This is a genomic window from Actinosynnema sp. CS-041913, from assembly GCF_050942485.1.
Taxonomy (GTDB): domain Bacteria; phylum Actinomycetota; class Actinomycetes; order Mycobacteriales; family Pseudonocardiaceae; genus Actinosynnema.
The window spans coordinates 4,830,911-4,854,080 of the sequence record NZ_CP192037.1; the positions used below are offsets into that span (position 1 = coordinate 4,830,911).

A 23,170-nucleotide genomic window follows, 5' to 3' on the forward strand; every position below is an offset into this window, starting at 1 on the left:
AGATCCTTTGTGGACGGTGCTGCCGACGCGACTCACCAGCGCAGGGTCGCGCCTTCACCGCGCGGGCTGTTCTGGTACCCGGCGAGCTTCCACTTGCCGTCCTGCTTGACGGCGACCCAGGTGGAGCGGACCGCCAGCTCGGGCGCGATCTCGGTCTCGCCGGGCGCGAGGATGCCGCCGTGCGTGCGCAGCAGGGCCACGTCGTCGGTGACGAACCGCACGTCGACCGGACGACCGGTCACGCCGGTGCCCTTGAACGGGCCCGCGTACGCGGCGGACATGAACGAGCGGATCTCGTCCTGCCCCTGCTTGTAGACGTCACCGGGCAGGATCAGGATCCCGTCGTCGGTGAACACGTCCGCGACGCCGGCGGCGTCGTTGCGGGCCCAGGCCGCCACCAGTTCCAGCGGCACGCTCAACGCTTCTTTCTCTTTCGCACTGGTGAACTCGCCGTAGTAGGCGTCCAGTTGCGAAGCGGTCGTGGTCATGCCAGGACTCCCTTTTCGTCCGTTGCCGTGATCGGTTCCCGTTCGTCCGCCGGGGTCTCCCGCGGGCGCAGTTCGTCGGCGACGTGCCCGCCGAGGGCCGCCACGGTGGGCTTGCTCCAGAGGATGTTCGGCGGCAGGTCGAGGCCGTAGCGGCGTTGCAGCCGCACCCGGAGCGCCACGGTCATCACCGAGTCGACGCCGAGTTCCACCAGGGGGCGCTTGAGTTCGACGTCGGACGCCGCCAGGTTCAGCTCCGCCGCGACCTGTTCGCGGATGTCGGCGGTCACCAGCTCCTGCTGCTCGGCCTCGCTCAAGCCCGCCCAGTCGAGCGCGAAACCGGTCGCGCCCTCCTCCTCGACGGCGTTCAGCTCCCGGTACATCGGCACCCTCGGCGCGCCGGCGGGCAGCGGGCGCACCCGCATGATCGCCTTGTAGGGACCGGCGAAGCGGTCGGCGAACGACCACGCCCGGAACGCCTCGGAGAACGAGATCGCGTCCAGGCCGCGGGAGTTGGCCTCCAGCATGGTGCCCGCGATGGTCTCCGACATGCCCATGCCGCGCCACGCCGTCCACGCGAGGCTCACCGTGTCCGTGCGCCCGCCCGCCTGCCGGTGCGCGGCCAGCACGTCCAGGAACGAGTTGGCCGCCGCGTAACTGGTCTGGCCGGTCAGCCGCGCGAACTGGCCGCACGACGAGAAGAACACGAAGAAGTCCAGCGAGCCGGGCGGGAACAGGCGGTGCAGCACCATCGCGCCGGCCACCTTCGGCCACAGCACCTCGTGCAGACCGTCCCGGTCCACCTTGTCCACCATGGCGTCCCGCACCACGCCGGCGGCGTGGATGATGCCGCGCACGGCGGGCAGCCCGTGGGTCGACGGCGCGACCGCCCTGGCGAGCGCGTCGGCGTCGCCGGTGTCGAGCGCCAGCACGCGGACCGTCGCGCCGCGCGCCTCCAACGCCAGCACGCCCTCGATCTGCCGCCGGGTCCGGGTGTCCCGCACCGCGTCCCACTCGGCGCGCGGCGGCAGGCCGCGCCGACCGGCCAGCAGCAGCCGGCGGGCGCCGCGGTCCACCAGCCACTGGCTCACCGCGAGGCCGAGCGCGCCCAGCCCACCGGTGATCAGGTAGCTGCCGGCCGGGTCGCACCGCAGCGTCGTCCCGTCCTCCGGTCGCTCGATCGGGCTCAGCCTCGGCACGGCGGCCTGCCGTCCGGTAAGCGAGATGACGTCCTCGACGCCCGCGGCGTGCCGCAGAAGCGGGAGCAGCGCCTGGCCGGTGCCGTCCCCGAACCGGTCGACGTCCACGACGCCGCCCCACAGCTCGGGGTGCTCGCCCGCGATGATCCGCGAGGTGCCCCACAGCGCGGCGTGGGCCAGCGAAGCCTCGTCCTCGGCGGTCCGCACGCCCTGCGTGAGGCACCACAGCCGGAGGCCGTCGTCCCGCACGTGCGTCAGGCGCTGGACGGTGCGGACCAGCGTCCACGCCGCGCTCTCGGCCGCCTGCTCCGCGGGCTCGCCAGGCCCGGCCGGCTCGGGCGCGACCAGCACCGCGTCGACCCCGGCCAGCGACTCCGGTCGCAGGTCCTCCGGCGACAGCAGGCGTTCGCTCGCCAGCCCCAGGCCGGTGAACTGCTCGTGCAGCCGGCCCGCGACGCTTCCGTCGCCGACGACGACCAGCCGCCGCACGGAGCGGTCGCCGTCCGACACCGGGAACGGGTGCCAGACCGTCTCGTGCACCAGGTCCCGGGCCGCCGCGACGGCTCCCGGCTCGTCCTGCAACGACGCGAACCGCAGTCCGCGCACCTCGCACACGACCCGTCCGGTCTCGTCCGAGACCGTCACGTCCACGGTGTCCTCGGGCGACTGGGGCGACCGCCGCGAGTGCACGGCGATCCTGGCCGGCGGCTCACCGCGGAACACGACCGAGCCGATGTGGGTGGACATCCACAGGCGGCGGGCGTCCTCCGGGGTCACCACGACGGCGCTGATGGTGAGCGCGCCGTCGATCACGTGCGCCCAGCTCGCGGCGTGCCGCGCGGGTGCCGGCTCGATCGTCATCACGGCGAGCTGCTCGCGCTCGTTGCGCCTCAGTTCTTCGATGTCCCACGGGAACGCGTAGCCGCCGACGCCCTGCCGGCGGAACATGCCGTCCACGGCGGACCAGTCCATCAGCTCCGCGCACCGCTCGCGGACGGCCGCGATGTCGGTGTGCCGCTCGGTCGGCTCCAGGGTCCGGTCGACGGTCGCCCCGCAGTGGGTCAGCCACTCCTGGTCCTCGTCGCCGGCCGGGCCGTCCGCGATCCGGGTGGACAGGTGCACCGTGTTCCCGGAGTGCACGATCTGCACCACGCGCGGCGGGGTGACGGCGACCGGGGTGCGCAGGAAGAGGTCGTGCAGACCGGGCTGGTCGCCGTTGCGCGCGGCGGCGGCCACGAACGTGTTGATCAGCACGGCGGCCGGGGTGATCTCGACGCCGACCACCTCGTGGCTCAGCGGGTAGGGGCGGCAGGACAGGTCCAGGCGGGTCTGCCACACCTGCCGGGCGGGCGCGCCGCTCACCGTCAGGTAGCCGCCGAGCAACGTGTGCCGGTCTGGGTCGTGGCCGCCGCCGAACCCGGCGTCGGCCGCGTGCTCGGGGAAGATCCAGTACGGCCGGTGCTGCCAGGCCGCCGCGGGCAGGTCGGCCAGCGAGCCGCCCGCGTGCTGCCGCGGCCAGTCGACCGCCGCGCCGCCGCAGTACAGCTTGCCGAGGCTGCCCAGGAGGGTCGCCACCTCGTCGGAGTCCCGGCGGGTGCTCGGGACGGCCGTGCCGTCCTCCACGCCCAGGTGCTCGAAGGCCTCCATGATGGAGTGGATCACCACGGGGTGTGGCGACAGCTCCACGAACAGCCGGTGGCCGTCCGCGACGGCCGCTTCCACCGCCTGCGCGAACCGGACGGGCTGCCGGAGGTTGGTCGTCCAGTAGTCGGTGTCCCTCGGCGCGGTCGTCCGGGGGTCGGCCAATGCCGTGCTGTACAAGGGGATCTGCGGCGCGCGGGGGTCCAGTTCGGCCGCTGCGGCGGCGACGTCGGCCGTCACGTCGTCCACGTGATGGCTGTGGAACGCGATGTTCGTGTCGACCCGCCGGACGTCGATGCCGTCCGCCCGCCACTGCTCCGCGAGGCGTTCGACGGCCTCCCGGTCGCCGGACACGACGGTGGAGCCGGGGCTCGCCGCGATGGCGGGCACGACACCCGGGTCACCGGCCAGCCGGTCCGCGCAGTCCTGCCAGGGCAGGCCGACCATCGCCATGGCGCCCGGCCCTTCCGCGCGTCGCAACGCCTTCGCCCGGCGGCACGCGAACCGGGCGGCCTGCCGGACGTCGAGGCTGCCCGCGACGACCGCCGCGGCGATCTCGCCGACCGAGTGCCCGATGACCGCGCCCGGCGTGACGCCGCGCCGCCGCCACACCGCCGCCAGACCCACCTGCATGGCGAACGTCATCGCCTGGATCTGCGCCGCGGTCCACGGTCCGCCCTCGGCGATCGCCTCGCGCGGCGTCCAGCCGAGTTCCGCGCGGAACACGTCCGCCAGCGAGTCGATCGCCTCCGCGAACGCGGGATCTTCGCGCAGCAGTTGCCGACCCATGCCGGGCCACTGCGCGCCGTGGCCGGAGAACACCCACACGACCTCGGACGCCTGCCCGGACGCCGCGCGGCCGTCGACCACACCGGGCACGCGCCGTTCCTCGGCCAGCGCGGACAGCCCGGCGGCCAGTTCGGCGGTCGTGGCTGCGGTGATCGCGGCCCGCTGCGCGAGGTGCGAACGGCGTCGGGCGAGCGTGTGCCCGACGGAGGCCAGTGGGACGTCCGGGTGGTCGCGCAGCCACTCCGCCGTCTTGCCCGCCAACGCCCGCAAACCGGGCTCGGACATGGCCGACAGCGGGAACACCGCGGCGTCCGACACCTCGTCGTCCACCGTCGAGGCGAGGTCGGCGGGTGCTTCCTGGAGGACCAGGTGCGCGATCGTGCCGCCGACGCCGTAGCTGGAGACACCGGCGCGGCGCGGGGTTCCGTTCGAGCGCCACGGCGACCGCTCCCCCACCAGGCGCAGGCCGGAGGTCTCCCAGTCGACGCCGGGGTGCGGTTCGGAGTGCAGGCTGGGCGGGATCTCGCCGTGCCACAGCGCGAGCACCGCCTTGATCACCCCGGCGATGCCCGAACCGCCCTCCACGTGGCCGATGTTCGGTTTCAGCGAGCCGATCAGGCACGGCTCGCCCGGCGGGCGTCCCGCGCCGAACACCTTGGCCAGCGCCTGCGCCTCTTCCCGGTCGCCGACCGGCGTGCCGGTGCCGTGCGCCTCGACGTAGCCGACCGTCCGGGGCTCGATGCCGGCGCGGTCGTAGACCTGCCGGAGCATGTGCTCCTGGGCTTCGCTGTTGGGCGCCATCATGCCGTCGGACCGGCCGTCCTGGAACACGCCGCTGCCGACGACGAGCGCGAGGACCGGATCGCCGTCCCGGCGGGCGTCGGCCAGCTTCTTGAGCACGACCACGCCCGCGCCCTCGCCCCGCCCGTAGCCGTCGGCGGCCTTGTCGAACGCCTTGCTCCGGCCGTCCGGGGAAGTCGCGCCGGCCGCGTCCAGCGCGACGAACAACGCCGGGGTGGCCATGATGTTGACGCCGCCGACGATGGCGACCGGCGTCTCGCCGAGCCGGATGCTCTGGCACGCCAGGTGCAGCGCGGTCAGCGAGCCGGCGCACGCCGTGTCGACGGCCATGCTCGGGCCGCGCAGGTCCAGGAAGTACGAGATCCGGTTGGCGATGCCGTAGTAGGTGGTCCCGTTGACCGCGTACGCGCCGGTCAGCGGGATGTCCTCCAGCAGGCGGCGGCCGTAGTCGTTGGAGTTCGCGGCGGCGAACACGGCGGCTTCCGTGCCGCGCAGCGCCAGCGGCGGGACACCGGCGCGCACCAGGGCCTCCCACGCCAGTTCCAGCAGGATGCGCTGCTGGGGGTCCAGGAAGTCCGCCTCACGCGGGGAGATGCCGAAGAAGTCGGCGTCGAACCCCTCGATGTCGTCCAGGAAAGACCCCAGCCGGGTCGTGTTCCGCATGATCGCGGTCGCCTGCGGGCTGCTCGCCGCATACGGTTCCCAACGCCGGTCGGGCATGTCGCGCACCGAACTGCCGCCGTTCACCAGGAACGACCACAACCGGTCCGGCGAGTCGAGGTCGGGAGAAAACCGACAGCTCATCCCGATTACCGCAACCGCGTCGGCGATTTCGATATCCTGACTCAAGTCGAGCCCCTTCCTCCACAGCGCCGGGACCTCGCGGTGTGCCACTGCTCGGGCTGCCGCCGTCGTGTTTCGTCCGTCATCGGCCGCACACATCGTGGCCGGCGGCGGAACTGCGCGTCATCTCGTGGAGTGCGGTCCGCCGGAAAGCGGGCGGCGCCGGTCCCGCAATCACGGAGAAGCACCTCACGGGCGATACCGGTGACGCTGTCCGGGTGGGGTGCGATCCGGCGGTTTCGGCGGCAGAGGTGAGGGTTTGACAATGACCGTGACACCGGCTTCGAGCGGTTCACTGGAATATGGTGCCGAAGACTCGACCGAGGTGATCAGGACACTGCTCGCGGTGACCGCCGCCCGCGAGGGCGACGTGTCGGGCGCGATCGACGACCTGGGCATGGCGCGCACCGCGCGGGTCGCGCTCGGCGAGATCCTGTTCCGGGCCGACCTGGACGACCTCGGCGGCTCGTACGACGAAGCCAACGTGACCCTGGTGCTCACCCACGGCCGGCGGGAGCTGCCGGTCACCATCGCGGTGGGCCCCGACGGCGTCGCCGTGCACGAGCACGTCCGGCAGGCGAAGACCTCCGACGGCGTGCCGTCCCCGGTGGTGACCCAGGACCTGGGCGAGGTGTGCCTGGCGTTGTTCGGGCCCGCCGAGCTGGTCACCGCGACCACCCGGACGATCCGCTGGCCGGGACCGGAGTTCGTCTGCCCGTCACCCCGGCGGCCGAGCCTGCCGACGGTCTTCTTCGCCGTGGTGCAGCGCCTGGTCCAGGTGCTCGACCGGCAGGAGCCGGCGCACCTCGCGGAGCTGGCCGTCCGGTACGGCACCGACAAGTGGGGCGCGATGCACCAGTACCCCCAGCCCTACGAGCGGCACCTCGCGCCGCTCCGCCACCACCGGCTGTCCGTGCTGGAGATCGGCGTCGGCGGCTTCCTCGACCCGTCCCGCGCGGGCGCGTCGCTGCGCATGTGGAAGCGCTACTTCCCGCGCGCCCTGGTCTACGGCGTGGACATCCTGGACAAGCGGGCGGCGGACGCGCCCCGCCTGACCACCATCCGCGCGGACCAGTCCGACGTCGCGAAGATGACCGAGGTGGCCGAGCGGTTCGGGCCGTTCGACGTGGTGGTGGACGACGGCAGCCACATCAGCGACCACATCATCACCACGTTCCGGACGCTGTTCCCGCACGTGCGCGCGGACGGGCTCTACATCGTCGAAGACCTCCAGGCGTGCTACTGGCCCGAGGGCTTCCAGGGCAGCGACGCGGACCTCAACGACCCGGCCTACACGGTGGGCTTCCTGAAGACCCTGCTGGACGGCCTGCACCACCAGGACTTCCTGCGCCCCGACGCGCGGCAGCCGCAGCCGACGGACGCGCACATCAGCTCCGTGCACGTGTACCGGAACCTGGCGGTGATCGAGAAGGGCCCGAACACCGAGGACAGCCCGGTGGCCGACCTGTTCCGGGCGCGGCGGAACGGCCGGAAGTGACGGTCAGCCGTGCTCGGCGAGCGATTCGAGCACGGCAGCCGTTTCCATCGGCGTGGGCAGCCCGGCGATCTCCTCCGCCACCGCCGCAGCGCCTGCGCCGAACGTCAGGTCGTCCAAGACCCGCCCGCAGTACTCGGCCACCCGCTCCGGCGTCGCCTCGTCCGGGAGCAGCACCAGCCCCGCGCCGGACCGCCCGATCGCGGCGGCGTTCTCGAACTGGTCGTCCACCTTCGGCAGCACGACCTGCGGGCAGCCGGCGGCCAGCGCGGTCAGCGAGCTGCCGTTGCCGCCGTGGTGGACCAGCAGCCGGCAGCCGCCCAGCGTCTCGAACAGCGGCACGCGGCCGGCGTGGCGGACCTGCGGCGGCAGCGCGGGCAGCCGGGCGGCGAGGTCGTCGTCCACCGCCAGCACCAGTTCGTGCCCCAACCCGGCCAGGCTCTCGACCACGTCCAGCACCAGCCCCGGCGCCGCGAGGTGCGGCACGACGGTGCCCAGCGTCAGGCAGATCCGGGTGCCGACCGCCGGTTCGAGCATCCAGTCCGCCACCCGCGCGATCCCGTTGTACGGCACGTGCCGCAGGGACAGGTGGCCGGCGGCGTGCGGCAGTCGCAGGCTCGGCGGCCAGAGGTTGACCACGGCGGCGGGCTTCGGCAGCTCGGCGAGCCCCAGCCGGCGCAGGCCGTCCCGGAGGTCGTCCTCCACCTCGGCCCGGTACTCGCCCAGCTCCGGGACGCCCCAGTGCAGCTCGACGTGCGGGACGCCGTGCACCGCCGCCGCGATCGGCCCGGCGAGTTCGGCCCGTTCGGCGACCACGACGTCCGGCCGCCAGGACCGCACGACGCGGAGGGTGCCCGCCAGGCTGTTCGACACCATCCGCGCGAACGACCCGCTGCTGGCGTAACGCGTGTCCGCGAGTCCGGGGGCCGACAGCTCGTGCAGCCCGATCCCCGGGCCGTTGGCCGTGGCCGGCAGGCCGGCGTGCGCCACGGTGGTGACGAAGTTGTCCGGCGCCGCCACCAGCACCTCGTGGCCCATCGACCGCCACGCGGCGGCCAGCGGCACCATCGGGTAGAAGTGTCCGTGTAGCGGCGACGTCGTGAACAATGCCCGCATGACCGGCTCCGATGCGCTGAAGTATTAGTCGGCTCCGGGCCGGGGACAACCGCGCCGGCGGCGCACGATGAATACTCCGGCCCGACCCGGTCGCGCATTGACATCAGCCACCCTACCGGTCCGGGGAATTTCCGGTATTGCGCCAGGGCGCATTTACGGAGATGCGTCCCGCGCCGCCACCGCCGGACCATGGGTGGCACGCTGAGCGACGGAGGCGCAATACGATGAGGATCCTGGTGACCGGCGGCGCGGGTTTCATCGGTTCGGAGTTCGTGCGAGCCACGTTGGGCGGGCGGCTGCCGGACTCGGCGGGCAGCCGGGTCACGGTCCTGGACAAACTGACCTATTCCGGGAATCGGGCCAATCTCGCGCCGGTCGCGGACCTGCCGTCCTTCACCTTCATACGCGGCGACACCTGTGACGCCGCCCTGGTGGACGAGGTGGTCGCCGGGCACGACGCGATCGTGCACTTCGCCGCCGAGACGCACGTCGACCGGTCCATCGTCTCGTCCGGGGAATTCGTCACGACCAACATCCTGGGCACCCAGGTGCTGCTGGCGGCGGCGCTGCGGCACGGCGTCCGGCGCTTCGTCCACGTGTCCACCGACGAGGTGTACGGGTCGATCGACGAGGGCTCGTGGACCGAGGACACGGCGCTCGCGCCCAACGTCCCGTACGCGGCCACGAAGGCGGGCTCGGACCTGCTCGCGCTGTCCTACCACCACACCTTCGGCCTCGACGTCGTGGTCACCAGGTGCACCAACAACTACGGCCACTACCAGTTCCCGGAGAAGCTGATCCCGCTGTTCGTGACGAACCTGCTGGACGGGCGGCGGCTGCCGCTCTACGGCGACGGCGGCAACCGGCGGGACTGGCTGCACGTGTCCGACCACTGCCGGGCCATCCAACTGGTCCTCAAGGCGGGCCGGGCGGGCGAGGTCTACCACATCGGTGGCGGCACGGAGTTGGACAACACCGAGCTGACCGGACGGCTGCTGGCCGCGTTCCGCGCCGGCTGGCACGTGGTCGACCACGTGCCGGACCGGCAGGGCCACGACCGGCGGTACTCGCTGGACATCTCGAAGATCGAACGCGAGCTGGGCTACGCGCCGCGGATCGGGTTCGACGAGGGACTGGCCGCGACCATCGACTGGTACCGGAGCCACCGCGACTGGTGGGAGCCGCTGCTGACCCGTGCCGCGATCCCGTCGCCCGCCGGCGTCCCGGCCGCGGCGGAACCGAACTCGACGCCGACAGCATAGGGGTACTGATGCAGGACATTGAACGGGTCGACCGGTGCCGGGTGTGCGGCCGGGACGACTGGCTCGACATCATCTCCTTCGGGTCGGCGCCGCTGGCGAACGGCCTGCTCGACCCGGCGGCGGACGACGCCGACGAGCAGGCGTACCCGCTGGACGTCGCGCTGTGCCGGGAGTGCGGGCTGATGTCCTTGCGCCACATCGTGAACCCGGAGAAGCTGTTCCGCTACTTCGTCTGGGTGTCGTCGGACTCCGCGCTGATGACCCGGCACCGGCAGCGCGTGTTCGGCTGGTGCGCCGAGAAGTCCGGCATGGCGGCGGGCGACCTGGTGGTCGAGATGGGCAGCAACGTCGGCACCCAGCTCGCGCTGTTCCAGGAACGCGGCCTGCGCACCGTGGGTGTGGACCCGGCACGCAACCTCGCGCGGATCGCGAACGACCGGGGCGTCGAGACCGTCGCCGACTTCTTCGGCCCGGAGGTCACCGCGTCGATCCGGGAGACGCACGGCGCGGCGAAGCTCGTCATGGGACACCAGTGCTTCGCGCACATCGACGACGTGCACAACGTGCTGGACGGCGTCGACCGGGTGCTCGCGCCGGACGGCACGCTGGTCATCGAGGTGCCGTACGTGCTGGACCTGTTGGACGAGAACCAGTTCGACACGATCTACCACGAGCACCTGTCGTACTACTCGCTGACCACGTTGAGCCGGCTTTTCGCCTCGCACGGCCTGCCGGTGGTGGACGTGGAGCGGGCCGACGTGCACGGCGGCTCGATCGTCGTGTTCGCGGCCCGGGAGGGCAGCGGGCGGCGGCCTTCGGCGAGGGTCGCGGACCTGCTCGCCCTGGAGGAGCGGCGCGGCCTCACCACCGCGCGCCCGTACCTGGAGTTCGCCGACCGGACCCGGCGGACCATCGACGCGATCGGCGACGTGGTCCGCGGGCTGGCGGCCGAGGGCAAGCGGATCGCGGGCTACGGCGCGCCGTCCAAGGGCAGCACGCTCCTCCAGATGTGCGGGCTGACCCCGGCGGAAGTCCAGTTCTGCAGCGACACCACGTCGTTCAAGCAGGGCAAGCTGCTGCCGGGCAGCCGCATCCCGATCCGGTCGCCCGAGCAGGCCCGCGCGCAGGCGCCGGACTACTACCTGCTGCTGGCGTGGAACTACGCCGAGGAGATCATCGCCAAGGAACAGGCTTTCCTGGACGCCGGCGGCCGGTTCATCGTGCCGATCCCCCAGCCGCGCATCGTGGACAGCGCGCTCACGGCGTCCGCCTGAACCGGGCCCACGTAGTCGCCGGCCGGGCCGATCCGCTTCGCTGAGCGGATCGGCCCGGCCGTTTTGTTGGATCGGATCGATTCGGCAAGCGGTCCGGCTACCTCAATGAACGGACCGGCCCGGCCGGTTCCTGGCCAGCCACCACACTTTCGCGACCAGGCGGGGACGCCACAGCGCGCGGATCGGGTCGATCAGGCCGGTGACCCGCATCAGCGCCCGCGTGACCTCCGGGTCCTTGGTCGCGGCGTACTGGACCCGGCTCAGGTAGGCGTTGTGCACCCGCACCCGCAGCGGACGGGAGCCCACGACACCGGGGAAGTCCAAGTCACCGCTGGAAGACAGCCGCCAAGGCCCGGACACCGCGCGGGCGAACGCCGCGCGCGGGTCGAGAGTGTCGGGGTCCGGGTTGCCGCGCAGCAGCGACCGCAGCGCCATCGCCTGCGTCGCCGCGACCGTCATGCCCTGGCCGTACACGGGATTGAGGCAGCTCACCGCGTCGCCCAGCACCACCAGGCGCTTCGGGAATCGCGCCAACCGCTCGTAGTGCCGCCACACCGCCGACGGGAACTTGAACGACACCGCATCCGTGACGGGATCGGCGTCCCGCACGGCGTCGTGGATGTCCGGCACCGGCAACGAGCGGGTGTAGGCCAGGAACCCGTCCGCGTCGGTGGGAGGGTGGTCGCCGACCATCCCGGTCAGCGACAGCAGGCAGTGGCCCGACGCGGCCTGACCGAAGAACGCGCCACGCGGGTGCGCGGGCGACGCGATGGTGTTGATGGCCATCGGGCCGTCGAAAGTCTCCGGCGACCGGCGGAACATCCTGGTGGTGTAGGCAAGGCGGATCTTCACCCGCTCCTCTTCGGGCCGTTCGTACCCCAGCTCGGCCAGCCACACGGGCAGGCGCGAGCCACGCCCGGACGCGTCCACGACGAGATCGGCGTCGAGAGGTTCGGTCGCGCCCACAACGGCATCGGCGTCACGCCGCTGTTCCGGCGCATCCACCACTCTTGGGCGCAGCCGCACGCCGATGACCGTGCGTCGATCCGAGGTCGTGAGCGGTCCGAGGACTTCCGTGCAGTCCCGGTAGACGACGTTCGGCAACGCCGCCACCCGCGCCCGCAGCAGCCCTTCCAGCAGTGGGCGGTTGCCGGCGATGGACAGCAGGCCGGTGTCGGCGGGACGGGTGCGCCGGCCGTGGAAATACCAGTGCATCGCACCGAAATCCCGCACCGACAGGCCCGCCGCCCGCGCTTCCTCCAGCAGACCGGGAAACAGCTCCGACATGACGAGATAGCCGCGCGCGTGCAGACCGTGCGCGTGCACGGCATGGGACGCGCCGACACGCGGCTTGTCCACTCCCACCACTTTGTCCCGGTCCACGACCACGACTTCGCGGTAGGACTCGGCAAGCACTCGCGCCGCGAGCGTCCCGGCGATGCTGCCACCGATCACGACCGCGCGATCACCGACGAAATCCTGCGTTGTCCGCACCTTCCGGTCCCCCATCGCACGCGTCTACCGGGCGACACCGACGAACAGACCGCGCCCGAAGAACCCGCCCTCCAGGTATTCCACGGAAAGCCCCGCCCTGGTGAACGCCTTTTCGTAGCCGGCTCGGTCGAACAGGGTCATCTGGAAGTTCTCCACGAAGTGCTCGATGCCGTTCCCCGGGTCGGCCACGGCGTACAACACGTCCACCCGCGAGGTGTCGCCGACCCGCCGCGAATGCGAGACCCGCGCGATGGCCCGGTCGCCGACGCGCACGGCGTCGGTCGCGACATAACCGTCCAGGAACGTGTCGGCGAACCACCACGGCTCGACCACGACGACCCCGCCGGGCGTGAGGTGGTGGGCGAAACTCCGCAGCGTGGCGTCGAGTTCGTCCTGGTCCCGCACGTGGCCGATGGAGCTGAACAGGCAGATGACCGCGTCGAACCGGCTCGCCAGCCGGAAATCACGCATGTCGTCCTGGTGCAGGACGAGTTCGGGGAACGCCTCCTCGGCGACCGCGAGCATGTCCTTCGACAGGTCGATGCCCTCCACCCGGTCCAGCAGCTCGCTGAAGACGCTGAGGTGGTTCCCCGGCCCGCAGGCCACGTCGAGCAGTGACGTCACGTCCGTCTTCCGCTGCCGGAGCAACGCCAACAGGTCGCGGACCTCGGCCCGGTAATCCCGGCCGCGGGCGTGCTCGTAGAACTGGACATAGATCTCCGCGAACTCTTTCGAGTACGTCACAGTCGCTCCCGTCCGCCGGTGCGTGGCCAACGCCCGATGCTCACACCCCGGCGCGGCGGGCAGCATCCTTGAAATTGCCCGCCGACCTCGGGAATCGCAATCCGGGAGACGTCCGGGCCGGTGACGTGGCGATCCGGCGGCTGCACAATCGGGGAGATGCGGCCGGCCGGCGGACCGGGGGAAATTGATCCCTGCCCCCGACCCAGCGACGACAAGGATCGGCCAGTGGTCACCAGCTCGAATCCCTCGGACGGTGTTTCCGCCCCGCGCCTGAACGACCTCCCGGCGCTGACCGGCATGCGGTACATCGCCGCGCTGCTCGTCTTCATCACGCACCTGGCCGTGCCGTTCATGAGCTTCGACCCGGCCGCGGTGCCACCCGTGCCGCCGTTCCGCGACGAGGGCGTCATGAACGGCGTGTACATCTTCATCACCGGCACCGGCATGGCGATGCCGTTCTTCTTCATGCTGAGCGGGTTCGTGCTCACCTGGTCGGCCGGCCGCAAGCTGCGGGCGCGGGGGTTCTGGCGCCGGCGCCTGGTCCGGATCTTCCCCAACCACGCCGTCACGTGGGTCCTGACGATGGTCCTGTACGCGGCGGTGTTCACGCCGGCGGCGGGCCTGACGCACCTGTTCCTGGTGAACACGTGGAGCACGAACCCGAGCTACTGGCTCGGGGCGAACTCCCAGGCGTGGTCGCTGTGCGCCGAGCTGTTGTTCTACCTGTTCTTCCCGCTGCTGCTGGTCTGGGTGCGGAGGATCGCGGACGACCGGCTGTGGTGGTGGGCCGGGGCGATGGTCGCCGGGATGCTCGCGGTGTGCCTGGTGGCCGTCTACCTGATGCCCGAGGGGTCGCTGCTCCAGTTCTGGTTCGTGTACTTCTTCCCGCCGTCCCGGCTGTTCGAGTCGGTGCTGGGCATGCTCATCGCACGCATCGTGCAGAGCGGGCGGTGGCCGAAGATCGGCTTCACCCCGGTGGTGGCCCTGCTGGTGGTCACCTACCTCGGCATGGTCTTCACCCCGATGCCGTACAACCTGACGCTGGTCCCGGCGATCCCGCTGGCACTGCTGATCGGCACCTTCGCGGCGGCGAACGTGCGGGGCAGGCGGACCGTGATGGGAACCAAGCCGATGGTGTGGCTGGGCAACCTGAGCTACGGCTTCTACATGATCCAGGGCGTGGTGCTGTACTGGCTGCGGCCCCGGATACTCGGGACGCAGCAGTTCGACGTGCCGACCGGGATCGCGCTGTTCGTCGGCTTCATCGCGCTGAACACCTTCCTCGGCTGGGTGCTGATGAAGACCGTGGAGCAGCCGATGATGCGCCGCTGGAGCCGGTCCCGAAAGGCGCCCGCGAGGATTCCCGACAACGGCCACTCCGCCGGCGGTCCGCAGCCCACCGAGCGCGGCAGCAGCCAGCCCGCCGACCGCCCGACCGCTGCCCGCGTGGACCAGCCGGCGAAGGATCTCGGCGCGCCCTGACCCATCGGTTCCCGTTCAGCACAAGGAGATCCCGTGCGCATCCTGTTCACGCCGCTCGGCGTGCACACCCACGCCCTCAGCATGGTCCCCTTCGCCTGGGCGTGCCGGGCGGCCGGGCACCAGGTCCGGTTCGCCGCGCAGCCCCGCGCCGCCGACACCCTCGTCCGCGCCGGCCTGTCCGTGGCGGTCGTCGGGCAGTCCTACGACTTCCAGCACAACGTCCTGCGCTTCATGCGATCCCTGACGGGGCAGGGCGACCAAGCCGACGACCCCGCGCCGTACGGGCCGTGGACCGAGTCCGCCGAAGTCATCGCGCCGGAACTGATCCGGTTCGCCCGGGACTGGCGGCCGGACCTGGTGGTCACCGACCCGATGTTCTACGCCGGCCCGCTCGTCGCCGAAGTGCTCGGCGTGCCGCTGCTGCGCCTGCTCTGGGGGCCGGACTGGATCATGCCCGGCTGCGGCATGGGCGGCTTCGCCGAGGACGGGGGGCAACCCGCGCCGTGGCCGGACGAACTCGTGGCGCTGTACGAGTCGCACGGCGCGCGGACGGCGGTGGACTTCGCGGCGGCCACGCTCGACCCGTTCCCGCCGAGCCTGCAACTGCCCGGCCTGGCGAACCGGGTCACCATGCGATCGGTGCCTTACAACGGTTCCGACGTCCTGCCCGACTGGACGGCCGAACCGCCCGCACGGCCCCGGATCTGCCTCACCTGGGGCACGTCGACCAGCCTGTACCTCGGCGAGCAGCACTTCCTGCTGCCCCAGTTGCTGTCCTACCTGGACGGGCTGGACGTGGAGGTCGTCCTGGCGATCACGAAGGCCGACCGCGCACGGATGGGCGACCTCCCACCGCACGTGCGGGTCGCCGAGAACCTCCCGCTCGACCTGTTCCTGCCGTCCTGCGCGGTGATCGTGAACCAAGGCGGGTCCGCCGTCATCGCCTCCGCCGCGACCCACGCCGTGCCGCAGGTCGTGATCCCGCTCTTCGCCGACCAGCCGACCAACTCACGACTCCTGGCGGCGACCGGCGCGGGCATCCAGCTCGACGTGTCCACAATGGACGGCGAGCAGGTGCGCACGGCGGTCACCGCCGCGATCCACGACGATGAGCCACGCGCAGCGGCCCGCCGTCTGCAAGCGGAGATCAACTCGCTCCCGACCCCCGCCGAGACCGCCGACAGCCTGGACGAGATCATCGCCAAGGGCAGCCGGTAGGGGTCAGCGCCGGGCCAGCGACCCGATCTCATCGAGGAGTTCGGCCTGGCGCAGACTCTCGTCATCGAAAGCCGTCCCGTTCCGCACCGCGGCGACGAAAGCCGCGACCGAGTTGGCGACCTGGTCATCGGGCGGCAGCGGAATGCGTTCCCCACCGCAGTGCACGATCGGCACGAGGTCGGCGGGCGGGCTGTAGGCGCGGTCGACCGTGATGCTTCCCTCGGTGCCACGCAGTTCGTACGACGACTCGTAGGCGTGGTCCAGTCCGAACGTAAGCTGCGCCACCACTCCGGACTGGGTGCGCAGCAACGCCGCGCCCAGCGTGTCGACCGGTGTTCCGCTGAGCACGGCTCCGCACACGGTCAGCTTCCCAGCGAGAAAGTACTGGGCCGTCCGGACCGGGTACAGCGCGATGTCCCAGAGCGCCCCTCCGCCGAGACGCGGGTTGTAGCGGATGTCGTCCTCGGGCAGGCGCGGGATCGTGTAGGTCGCGTGGATCGAGCGCAGCTCACCGATCCGTCCTTCCGCCAGCAGCCGGCGCACGGCCCGCTGCTGACCGTGGTGGACGAACATGACGTTCTCCACCAACGCGAGTCCGGAACGCCGGGCCAGCTCGACCAACGCCCTCGTGTGGCCCAGATCCGTGGTCAGCGGCTTCTCCGCCAGCACGTGTTTGCCCGCCCGCAACGCGGCTTCGACCCACTCACCGTGCAGCGCGGCGGGAACCGGCGCGTACACGGCGTCGATGTCCTCGCGTTCCACCAGGCCCGCGTAGCCGAGGACCGGCAGGCACTCGAACTCGCGCGCCACCGCCTTCGCCTTGTCCGCGTCCCGACTGGCCACCGCGACCACCTCCACGTCCGGTGACGCCACCATGGCGGGCAGCATCCTGCGGCGGGCGATGGCCGCGCACCCCAACACCCCGATGCGGATCCTCACCGGCACCCGTCCCTTCCTCGACGTGACGCCTGACCACTCTCACGCCGCCGGGTGGACGCCGCCACTCCCCCCGTGCCGAACCGCGATCGCATTCGGAGAGATGCCCGACCATGATCGACGTGCCGATGATGGACGCCTCGTGGCCGTGCGGAAGGGGCGTCGGAGATGTGCGGAATCGTCGGCTGGCTGGACTTCGGGCGCGACCTGGTCGGCGAAGCCCCGGTCGTCCGGGCCATGACGGACACCATGGCGTGCCGGGGCCCCGACGACGAGGGGACGTGGGCCGACACGCACATCGCGCTGGGCCACCGCCGCCTCGCGGTGATCGACCTCGCGGGCGGCCGGCAGCCCATGGCCGCCGACGAGGACGGCCGCACGCTCGCCGTCCTGAGCTACAGCGGCGAGATCTACAACTTCCGGGAGCTGCGCGCCGAGCTGGAGTCACGGGGCCACCGGTTCCGGACCCGGAGTGACACGGAAGTCGTGCTGCGCTCCTACCTGGAGTGGGGCGAGGACGTCGTCCACCGGCTGAACGGCATGTACGCGTTCGCGCTCTGGGACGCCGTGCGCGGTGAGCTGCTGCTGGTCCGCGACCGGCTGGGCATCAAGCCGCTGTACTACTACCCGCTGCCGGACGGCGTGCTGTTCGGGTCCGAGCCGAAGGCGATCCTGGCCAACCCGCTCGCCGAGGGCGTGGTCGACGCGGACGGCCTCCGCGAGCTGATGGCCATGGTGAAGACGCCGGGGCACGCCGTCCTGCGCGGCATGACCGAGCTGCGTCCCGGCCACCTCCTGCGCATCGGCCGGGACGGCCTGTCCACCCGCCGGTACTGGGCGCTGGAGGCCCGTGAGCACACCGACGACCTGGACACCACCGTGCGCACGGTCCGGGAGCTGCTGGACGACATCGTGACACGGCAACTGGTCTCCGACGTGCCGCTGTGCGCGCTGCTGTCGGGCGGGCTGGACTCCAGCGCCATCACCGCGCTCGCCGCGCGGTCGCAGCCGATCCGCTCGTTCACGGTCGACTTCGCCGGCTACGCCGAGAACTTCCAGCCGAACCTCGTCGCGGGCACCACGGACCTGCCCTTCGCGCACGACCTGGCGGCGCACGCCGGCACCGACCACACCGACATCGTGCTCGACATCGCGGAACTGGCCGCGCCCGACGCCCGGACGGCCGTGCAGCGGGCGCGGGACATCCCGAACGAGGCCGGCGATTTCGACACATCGCTGTACCTGCTGTTCCAGGCGATCCGCGAGCACTCGACGGTGGCGCTGTCCGGCGAGGGCTCGGACGAGGTCTTCGGCGGCTACAAGTGGTCGTTCGACCCGGCGGCGGTGGCGGCGGACACGTTCCCGTGGCTGACGTTCCTGTCCCAGGCGGACGCCGTGTCCCGGCTGTTCGACCCCGAACTGGTCGCCCACCTCGATCTGCCGTCCTACCGGGCGCAGCGGTACCGCGAGGCGCTGGCGGAGGTCCCGCGACTGGCCGGCGAGACCGGCTCGCAGCGGCGGATGCGGGAGATCGACCACCTGCACCTGACGCGCCACCTCCAGACGCTGCTGGACCGCAAGGACCGGCTGAGCATGGCCGTGGGCCTGGAAGTGCGCGTGCCGTTCTGCGACCACCGGCTGGTGGAGTACGTGTTCAACGTGCCGTGGTCGATGAAGGTGTTCGACGGCCACGAGAAGAGCCTGCTGCGCGCGGCGGTGCGGGACGTCCTGCCGCGCTCGATCGCGGAACGCCGGAAGTCGATCTACCCGTCGACCCTGGACCCGGCGTACGAGCAGGCGGTGCGCGACGAGCTGAGGTCGGTGCTCGACCAGGGCGACGCCCCCGTCCGGCCGCTGCTGGACGTGGCCGCGACCAGGCGGTGGCTGGACACCCCGATCGGCACGATGTCCAACCCGTGGTTCCGGATGAGCCTGGAAGCGGCGATCCAGCTCAACGCGTGGCTGACGCGCTACGACCTGAAGCCGGCCCTCTGAACAGCCGTGAGCCGCCGCGCTGGGGGTCAGGACGCGGCGGCTCACGGGCGGCCTGATCGTGGTCAGGCCGCAGGTTGGCGTTCCACTCCCGGACCTCCTTCGCCGCCGGGGCCCGTCACCTGCACCTTTTCCAGCAGGAGCAGGGCCAGCACGCCGCTCAGCGCGAACAAGCCCGCCGCGATCTGGAACGCCATCGTGTAGCCGTCGGTGGCCGCCACGTTCACCGGCACACCGGCGCCGATCTCGTTGTTCGCGTGCCGCAGCGCGAACGTCACCAGGAACGCCAGGCCCAGCGCGGTGCCGACCTGCGCCATGGTGTCCTGCACCCCGGACCCGAGGCTGGAGTCCTGCTCGGTGACCTCGTGCAGCGCCGCGCCGAGGATGGCAGGCATCCCGAAGCCGGTGAACAGACCCAGCAGGAACGTGCCGGGCAGCACCCCGCCGATGAAGGTGCTGTCCACCTCCAAGCCGCTCAGCAGCAGCAACCCCGCCGCCGAGCCGAAGAAGCTGACCGTCATCACGGTGCGCGCGCCCAGCTTCGTGATCAGACCGGAGCCGAGCCCGATGCCGAGCACCATCGCCACACCGCTCGGCACACCGGCCAACCCGCCCTGCAACGGCGTGTAGCCCAACACCTGCTGGAGGAACAGGCTCATCAGGAACACCTGAGAGTAGAAGCCCGCGCCGAAGAAGACGCTGACGACGTTCGCCGTCACGCGGGTCCGGTTGGCGAAGAAGCTCAGCGGGATCAGCGGCGCGGTGGACCGCGACTCGACGAAGACCATGACAGCGAGCAGCACCACACCGCCCAGCAGCGGCCCCAACACCGACCACGAGCCCCAGGCGTGCTCGGCGGCCTGGAGCAGGCCGTAGACGATCGCCACGAGGCCGGCCGTGCCGATCAGCGCACCGGCGAAGTGCGGCCGGCTGCCGTCCCGGACCATCTTGCTCTCGGCCACCAACCGCACCACCATGACCAGCCCGAGCACGGCGATCGGCAGGTTGATGAAGAAGATCCAACGCCACGACGCCAGGTCGACCAGCGCCCCGGAGATGACCACCCCACCGATGCCCGCGAGGCTGGTCAGCCCACCCCAGATGCCGTACGCCTTGGCCCGCTCACCGGGATCGCGGAAGAGCAGCGTGATCAGGCCGAGCGACGCGGGCGCGGCCAACGCCTCACCGACACCCTGCACGAACCGTCCGATCACCATCATCTCGGCGTTGAACGCCGCACCGCACACCGCCGAGGCGAGCGCGAAGAGAGCGACGCCGACCATGAACATCCGCCGCCGACCGTAGATGTCGGCAATCCGCCCACCGAGCAACAGCAGCCCACCGGCCATGATGACGTACCCGTTGACGACCCAGGCGAGCCCGGCCGGGGAGAACCCCAACTCCTGCTGGATGCGGGGCAACGCGACGTTCACCACGGTGACGTCGAGAACGAGCATGAAGTGGATCAGCCCCAACACGAGCAAGGCACGCCACCGCCGTGGATCCGGCTCAAGCTGCTCCCCGCCCACGTCCTGCCGCTGCGGTGTGGCGTCGGGTTCCATGGAAATCCCTCTCCGCGCCGAGCGCCCCCGTTGGGCACCGTCCGTAGAGGTGTCGAAGCCGGTCCGACGATTTCGACAGCCGAACACCGCCTCTCGGAGAGACGTTCACCCGAACGGACGACTCGCTGCGGGCCGGCGGACCGGAACCGCCAAGAACGCCAAGAACGCCAAGAACGCCAAGAACGCCAAGAACGCCAAGAACGCCAAGAACGCCAAGAACGCCAAGAACGCCAAGAACGCCAAGAAGGATGGTCCCCCGTTTTTGCTTTCGCCTTCTACGCAGCTTGACGGCAGAAGAGCGACCACAACGCCACCGCCGGCCACACAAAGCAGGTCTTGGACACAGCCGGGAACACTACGAAGCAGCACCACATCGCCGAAAAAGCCTGGAAGCCGCCGGGGACGGCCGCAGACGCAACACGCCGCCCGCAACCGTCCCCGGGGTCACCACAAGCCGCGCACCAAGCCCGCACCAAGCCCCGCACTAAGCAGGCACAACGTCCGCAACCACACACACCACGTTGTCCGGACCGCCATTGGAGTTGGCCAACTCCACCAGCCGAAGCGTGACCTCATCGGGATCGAGAGCCGACCCCAGCACCTCCCGCAGCTCACCCTCCGGCACAACGGTGTGCAACCCATCCGAGCACAACAGGTACCGGTCCCCAGGCAGGGCATCGTGCAGAGCCAGATCCGGCTCCGCATCCTTCCCGTGCAACGCCCGCACCAGCATCGACCGCTGAGGATGACTCAACGCCTCCTCCTCCGACAGCCGACCCTCGGCGATGAGCGACTGCACCACCGTGTGGTCGTGGGTGATCCGGAACAACCCACCACCCCGATACAGGTACACCCGCGCATCACCGACATGCACCAGACCCAACCGCGACCCGGACAACACAAGAGCCGTCAACGTAGTCCCGCTACAAGCGGAGTCGCCGTGCACAGACAGGTAATCGCCAACCGCCACTCCAGCCCGGTGCACAGCATCCGCCAGGGTGTTGAGCAGCTCACCCGCCGGAATCACCGTGTCCAACGGGGCCAAGGTCTGGATCGCCATCGAGCTGGCAGGCTCGCCACAAGCGCCGAACCCATCGGCCACAGCCAGCAGCCGTTCGCCCGCATAACCGTGGTCCTGGTTCGAGTCGCGCACAAGTCCTCGATCAGTGCGCAACGCGTAACGAAGTGCGACAGACATGGTGGTGTCCCTCCCGGAGAGCTGTTCCACGAGGAAGGCGGCAAGGTTCCGGCGAGCGGCCGTATCGGCTTCGACCTGCGCCCAGTAGGCGCGGACCTCCGCAGCGGCATCCGCCGAGGCGAGTTCGCAAACCTGCCGGATACGGGCCAACGGCATCCCGAGCCGACGCAGCCACGCCACGAGACGCGCCCGGTCGAGCTGGTCCGGCGAGTACCGCCGGTAACCAGACACCGGATCGACCCGGGCCGGCGTCAGCAGACCCAGCTCGTCGTAGAGCCGGAGCGCCTTCGGCGACAGGCGGGCAGCCCGCGCGAACTCCCCGATGGTGACCAGCTCCACTACCCCACCCCTCCCTCGGTCGGGCCCGATGGCCCGGAACCACCGTGCGGCTTCCCCAAGGGTGAAGGTCAACTCACGACATCGAAGACAGCCAGGCACGGGCACCCGCGACCAGAGCCGCCACACCCACCTCCAAGGTCGGGCTGATGACCGGCGCGAACAGCGGCGAGTGGTTGGCGGGCAGCCCGCCGACCACCTCGCGCACCTCCTCCACCGTCGCCGCGTGGGCGAACGCGCCGGGATCGGCCCCGCCGAGCAGCCAGTACACCAGCGGCACGCCGGCCGCCGTCGCGAACACCCCCACGTCCTCACTGCCGGTGACCGGGCCGGGGTCGACCACCCGCTGGTCCGTCACCACGCCGGCCAGCCCCACCCGGGTCCGCGCGACCGCCTCGGCATCGTTGACCACAGCCGGATAGCTCGACAGCACAACGATCTCCGGCGCACGCGTGGCACCCGACGCAGCCGCTTCCGCGCGCACGACCCGCTCCACGGCCGCCAACACCCGCGCACGCACGGCCGGGCGGTAGCTGCGCACGCTGAGCAACAACTCGGCGTCGTCCGGGATGATGTTGGCCACCGTCCCGGACCGGATCGCGCCTACCGTGACCACGGCCGTGTCACCGCCCGCGACCTCCCGCGACACGATCGTCTGCAACCGCAGCACGGTCGCCGCCGCCATGACCACCGGGTCCACCGAAGCCTCCGGCCGCGACCCGTGCCCTCCCTCGCCGTACAACGTCACCCGAACGGTGTCCGACGCGGCGAACGCCGGACCGGCCCGCAGCCCGAGGAACCCGGCCGGGATCGGCGCGACGTGCTGGCCCAGCACCACATCCGGCTTGCCGAACCGGTCGAACAGCCCGTCGTCGATCATCGCCTGGGCCCCGCCGCCGACCTCTTCGGCAGGCTGGAACACCGCGACGACCGTGCCCTGCCACGTGTCACGCCCCGCCGCCAGTTCCCGCACGGCCCCGACCAGGCACGTCACGTGCACGTCGTGCCCACAGACGTGTGCGACCGGCACCGCCTGCCCGTCCCGGTCCACGACGGCCGTGCTGGCATACGGCAGCCCGGTGCGCTCGGCGACCGGCAACGCGTCCATGTCGGCCCGCAACAACACCGTGGGCCCGTCACCGTTCCGCAACACCCCCACGACGCCCGTCCCACCGACGCCCTCGGTGGTCTCGAACCCGGCGGCACGCAACTCGCGCGCGGCGACGGCCGCCGTGCGGGTCTCGGCGAACCCCAGTTCGGGGTGCTGGTGCAGGTCGCGGTACAGATCGGCGAGGGTCACGAC

The 23,170-nt window shown here is 71.3% G+C and carries 15 protein-coding genes; 6 read left to right on the top strand and 9 right to left on the bottom strand.

Translation table 11 applies throughout. From position 1 onward, the window contains the following. Positions 1 to 32: 32 nt before the first annotated feature. Together ACQPZF_RS22360 and ACQPZF_RS22365 are read right to left on the bottom strand one after the other, a co-directional pair. Positions 33 to 488, bottom strand: coding sequence for an SgcJ/EcaC family oxidoreductase (locus tag ACQPZF_RS22360; protein ID WP_433259954.1), 456 nt, complete (start codon positions 486 to 488; stop codon positions 33 to 35). Then, positions 485 to 5,809: a type I polyketide synthase gene (locus tag ACQPZF_RS22365; RefSeq protein WP_433259955.1), complete on the bottom strand. Its 5,325-nt coding sequence runs from the start codon at positions 5,807 to 5,809 to the stop codon at positions 485 to 487. Before ACQPZF_RS22365 ends, ACQPZF_RS22360 begins: the two co-directional genes overlap by 4 nt. A gap of 274 nt (positions 5,810 to 6,083) precedes the next feature. Between ACQPZF_RS22365 and ACQPZF_RS22370 the strand changes: the two genes are divergently transcribed. Then, on the top strand, positions 6,084 to 7,256 hold the full coding sequence (locus ACQPZF_RS22370) for a hypothetical protein (protein ID WP_433259956.1): 1,173 nt from the start codon (positions 6,084 to 6,086) through the stop codon (positions 7,254 to 7,256). 3 nt (positions 7,257 to 7,259) lie between these two features. Here the strand turns inward: ACQPZF_RS22370 and ACQPZF_RS22375 are convergent, their stop codons facing one another. Next, positions 7,260 to 8,369: a glycosyltransferase gene (locus ACQPZF_RS22375; protein WP_433259957.1), complete on the bottom strand. Its 1,110-nt coding sequence runs from the start codon at positions 8,367 to 8,369 to the stop codon at positions 7,260 to 7,262. Between the two features lie 224 nt (positions 8,370 to 8,593). On the opposite strand from ACQPZF_RS22375, the gene rfbB reads away from it, so the two are divergent. Further along, positions 8,594 to 9,631: a dTDP-glucose 4,6-dehydratase gene (rfbB, locus tag ACQPZF_RS22380; RefSeq protein WP_433259958.1), complete on the top strand. Its 1,038-nt coding sequence runs from the start codon at positions 8,594 to 8,596 to the stop codon at positions 9,629 to 9,631. A gap of 8 nt (positions 9,632 to 9,639) precedes the next feature. Next, positions 9,640 to 10,905, top strand: a complete 1,266-nt coding sequence (locus ACQPZF_RS22385) for a class I SAM-dependent methyltransferase (protein ID WP_433259959.1) — start codon at positions 9,640 to 9,642, stop codon at positions 10,903 to 10,905. Positions 10,906 to 11,007: 102 nt separating this feature from the next. Here the strand turns inward: ACQPZF_RS22385 and ACQPZF_RS22390 are convergent, their stop codons facing one another. Together ACQPZF_RS22390 and ACQPZF_RS22395 are read right to left on the bottom strand one after the other, a co-directional pair. Then, complete coding sequence (locus tag ACQPZF_RS22390; RefSeq protein WP_433259960.1) at positions 11,008 to 12,399, bottom strand: FAD-dependent oxidoreductase; 1,392 nt, start codon at positions 12,397 to 12,399, stop codon at positions 11,008 to 11,010. A gap of 24 nt (positions 12,400 to 12,423) precedes the next feature. After that, positions 12,424 to 13,143, bottom strand: a complete 720-nt coding sequence (locus tag ACQPZF_RS22395; protein WP_433259961.1) for a class I SAM-dependent methyltransferase — start codon at positions 13,141 to 13,143, stop codon at positions 12,424 to 12,426. Positions 13,144 to 13,368: 225 nt separating this feature from the next. Between ACQPZF_RS22395 and ACQPZF_RS22400 the strand changes: the two genes are divergently transcribed. Next, positions 13,369 to 14,625, top strand: a complete 1,257-nt coding sequence (locus ACQPZF_RS22400) for an acyltransferase family protein (RefSeq protein WP_433259962.1) — start codon at positions 13,369 to 13,371, stop codon at positions 14,623 to 14,625. A gap of 33 nt (positions 14,626 to 14,658) precedes the next feature. Continuing rightward, positions 14,659 to 15,843 (top strand): nucleotide disphospho-sugar-binding domain-containing protein, encoded by a 1,185-nt coding sequence (locus ACQPZF_RS22405; protein WP_433259963.1) that lies wholly within the window; start codon positions 14,659 to 14,661, stop codon positions 15,841 to 15,843. A gap of 3 nt (positions 15,844 to 15,846) precedes the next feature. Here ACQPZF_RS22405 and ACQPZF_RS22410 read toward each other — a convergent pair whose 3' ends face one another. Continuing rightward, positions 15,847 to 16,782, bottom strand: a complete 936-nt coding sequence (locus tag ACQPZF_RS22410) for a Gfo/Idh/MocA family protein (RefSeq protein WP_433259964.1) — start codon at positions 16,780 to 16,782, stop codon at positions 15,847 to 15,849. 165 nt (positions 16,783 to 16,947) lie between these two features. Between ACQPZF_RS22410 and asnB the strand changes: the two genes are divergently transcribed. Beyond that, positions 16,948 to 18,774 carry an asparagine synthase (glutamine-hydrolyzing) gene (gene asnB / locus ACQPZF_RS22415; protein WP_433259965.1) on the top strand — a complete coding sequence of 609 codons (1,827 nt, stop codon included), beginning with the start codon at positions 16,948 to 16,950 and terminating at the stop codon, positions 18,772 to 18,774. Positions 18,775 to 18,836: 62 nt separating this feature from the next. Here asnB and ACQPZF_RS22420 read toward each other — a convergent pair whose 3' ends face one another. From ACQPZF_RS22420 to ACQPZF_RS22430, 3 genes are all read right to left on the bottom strand, one after another. After that, complete coding sequence (locus ACQPZF_RS22420) at positions 18,837 to 20,333, bottom strand: MFS transporter (RefSeq protein WP_433259966.1); 1,497 nt, start codon at positions 20,331 to 20,333, stop codon at positions 18,837 to 18,839. Positions 20,334 to 20,817: 484 nt separating this feature from the next. Continuing rightward, the gene (locus tag ACQPZF_RS22425; RefSeq protein ID WP_433259967.1) at positions 20,818 to 21,870 is read right to left on the bottom strand and encodes a MerR family transcriptional regulator; all 1,053 of its coding nucleotides are present in this window, start codon (positions 21,868 to 21,870) and stop codon (positions 20,818 to 20,820) included. A 73-nt stretch (positions 21,871 to 21,943) separates the two neighbouring features. Then, the gene (locus tag ACQPZF_RS22430; protein WP_433259968.1) at positions 21,944 to 23,167 is read right to left on the bottom strand and encodes an amidohydrolase; all 1,224 of its coding nucleotides are present in this window, start codon (positions 23,165 to 23,167) and stop codon (positions 21,944 to 21,946) included. Between the last annotated feature and the right edge of the window lie 3 nt (positions 23,168 to 23,170).